The 2,679-nt window shown below is 41.6% G+C and carries 4 protein-coding genes; all 4 read right to left on the reverse strand.

All coding sequences use genetic code 11. From position 1 onward, the window contains the following. Positions 1-389, reverse strand: a 389-nt coding sequence (locus tag ABZB17_RS22080; protein ID WP_372653762.1) for a DUF4252 domain-containing protein, incomplete at its 3' end; no start/stop codon positions are given. 211 nt (positions 390-600) lie between these two features. Further along, positions 601-1,170: a hypothetical protein gene (locus ABZB17_RS22085; RefSeq protein ID WP_372653764.1), complete on the reverse strand. Its 570-nt coding sequence runs from the start codon at positions 1,168-1,170 to the stop codon at positions 601-603. After that, positions 1,124-1,669, reverse strand: a complete 546-nt coding sequence (locus ABZB17_RS22090; protein WP_372653765.1) for an RNA polymerase sigma factor — start codon at positions 1,667-1,669, stop codon at positions 1,124-1,126. The genes ABZB17_RS22085 and ABZB17_RS22090 overlap by 47 nt, the downstream gene beginning before the upstream one ends. Before the next feature lie 166 nt (positions 1,670-1,835). Next, positions 1,836-2,679, reverse strand: an 844-nt coding sequence (locus ABZB17_RS22095) for a M3 family metallopeptidase (RefSeq protein WP_372653766.1), incomplete at its 5' end; no start/stop codon positions are given.

Consider the following 2,679-nt stretch of genomic DNA (forward strand, 5'->3'; position numbering starts at 1 on the left):
AGAATAAGATCTGATATTTTACCGTTACCGGCATCGCGTGCCAGGAAACGAACAATTTCATCGTCTTCGGTTACTTCCATCAACACTTCAAAATCGTTGTTTTTGAAAAAACCATCAGCTTCCAGTTCTTTGTAAAAATCAAGCTTTTCATTCAACGCGTCATCTTCAACCGATAAGATTCGAACTCCGTTTAAACCTGATAATAATTCCTGCGTATCTTTGTCGCCTGTTTCAATTTGAGCGGCAAATCCCAGCAATTTACCGGAAATATTTACGGTGGTCATTCCCTTTTGGTTGGCATATTTTTCAAAGAGCTTGTCAACCGGGCTTTTTTGTGCAAGCACTGCCATGGGCAATACAACTGCTAAAATCAATAATAACTTTTTCATCTCATTAAATTTTTTGATCCTCAACGGTATTCGATGTAACTCGCTTTTGATTGTTTTTCATTTAGCCAGTGCATCTCATTGCTCGTTTCATCATATTCGTTTTTTCTATATTTTTTACTTTACTGTTTCACTCAGAACCTGCAGACTGCGTGCCAACTGCATCCTATCTGAATGTTTATTTTCTTTATTTTAAGTCGAAGCTATTGGCTTGTTACAGGCTGTCGATATCCTGCAACGGGCTATTTGCTTCTATTGCTTCTATTTTTTCAATTCCCTCGTAAAACTCTACTACCGGCTCGGTTGCTTTTTTAACAGGTTCACTTCCTTTTCTTAGCTTTTCAAATTCGGCTAAGTGGGCCATTCCCGTGTTGTATTTACTGCCAACAAACTGCAGCGTTTTGGCTGCATAAGCATAAGCTTCTTCCGGATTTTTAAATGTATCGTCGTAAGGTTTTTGCTGCTCCTGATAGAACAGGAAACCACCCAACACAATAACTACTGATGCCGCAATTCCGGTTACGGTTTTCCACATGGTGCGGTATTTTGTTTTATCGCGGTGCTCGTTTTCCAGAATATAATCCATCACATCGTCTTCAATTTTCGGATCATCTGCAGCTCCCGCCAATTCTGATATACCACCGAAAAATTCGGTGTACTCTGCCAACTCTTCAGCTACCTGGCCCGACTGGAAATAAGCATTCAGTTGTTGCTCTTCGGCCTCAGTTGTTTCGCCATCAAAGTAGCGTTGCAGTAATCGTAGTATTTCTTGAACTTCCATCATTTCTATTCATTTTTAAATATTCATCACGCACTTTTTTTCGTGCTCTCGAAAGGTTTACCCTTATCGCATTTCGCTGAAGTCCGGTGGCCTCCTCAATTTCGTCGTACGAGAGTTGTTCAATGTCTCGCATGTGCATTATATTTTGCTGCAGTTCGGGCAGTTGCCCTATCAGCATTTTAATCTGTTTTGCCGACTCACCTAACTCAACTTTTGAATGAATGTCTATCGTTTTCGCCTTTAATCTTCGGTCTGTGTCTTCATCTATCGGAACTGTTCGGTTTGCTCTTATTTCATCGAGGCAGCGGTTCCGAGTCATCCGCATGGCAAAGGCCTCAATGTTTTCAACTTCGTCGAGCGTTTCCTTTCGTTGCCATAATTTCAGGAACACATCCTGCACTACATCACGTGCCTGATCTTCGTCGTGTAAGAAGTGCGTTGCAAAGCGAAGCAGCTTATTACTGACCGGTAGTACACTTGTTTTAAAATCTTTGGCAACCATGTGCTCCTTTGTTTTTGTTTTCGTTTTTGCTTGTTTTCAAAGTTAAGACGCGGGGCTTACAAAAGCATTACATCGCTGTGTAATTTTTTTCATCAAAAACATTATATCAACAAAAAAGGCCGCCATCGGCGACCTTTCTTCTATCTATTATTGTACTTTTCACTTTTTACAATAAACCTCTGCCTTTCAGTAGTGGCTCAATTCCCGGTTCTTTACCGCGGAACTGCAGGTACAATTTCATCGGATCGTCTGATCCACCTTTCGACAATACATTTTCGCGGAACGAAGCAGCAGTTGCCTGATCGAACAAACCATTTTCTTTAAACGCCTGGAAAGCATCTTTATCCAATACTTCGGCCCACAAATAAGCATAGTAACCGGATGAATAACCTCCTGAGAAAATATGCGAGAAGTAGGTACTGCGGTAACGTGGTGCAATTTGCGAAATCAATCCGTATTTGTCCATCGACGCTTTTTCAAAAGCCGCAACATCCATAGTCGGTTCCACTTTATTTAAGGTGTGGAATTCCATGTCCAGTAAACCGGCTGCCAAAAACTCAATAGTTGCAAATCCCTGGTTAAAGTGGGCTGCATTGTTGATTTTCTCTACCAATTCATCAGGAATTACTTCGCCTGTTTTATAGTGTTTGGCATACAATGCCAGCATTTCTGGCTCGAAAGCCCAGTTTTCCATAATTTGCGAAGGCAGCTCAACAAAGTCGCGTGAAACCGAAGTTCCCGACAACGTTCTTGTTTCGCAATCAGACAGTAATCCGTGCAAACCATGACCAAACTCGTGAAACATTGTAGTTACCTGGTCTAAGCTCAATAACGATGGCATACCTTCTGTTGGCGCAGGGAAGTTACAAACGTTTGTAATTATCGGAAGTACATTCTCGCCATCCACCATTTCCTGTTTACGGAAAGAACTCATCCATGCACCACCACGTTTGCTTGGGCGAGCAAAATAATCGGTATAAAAGATACCAATAGGACTACCATCAGCCTCT

Source organism: Draconibacterium sp. (assembly GCF_041583095.1).
GTDB lineage: Bacteria > Bacteroidota > Bacteroidia > Bacteroidales > Prolixibacteraceae > Draconibacterium.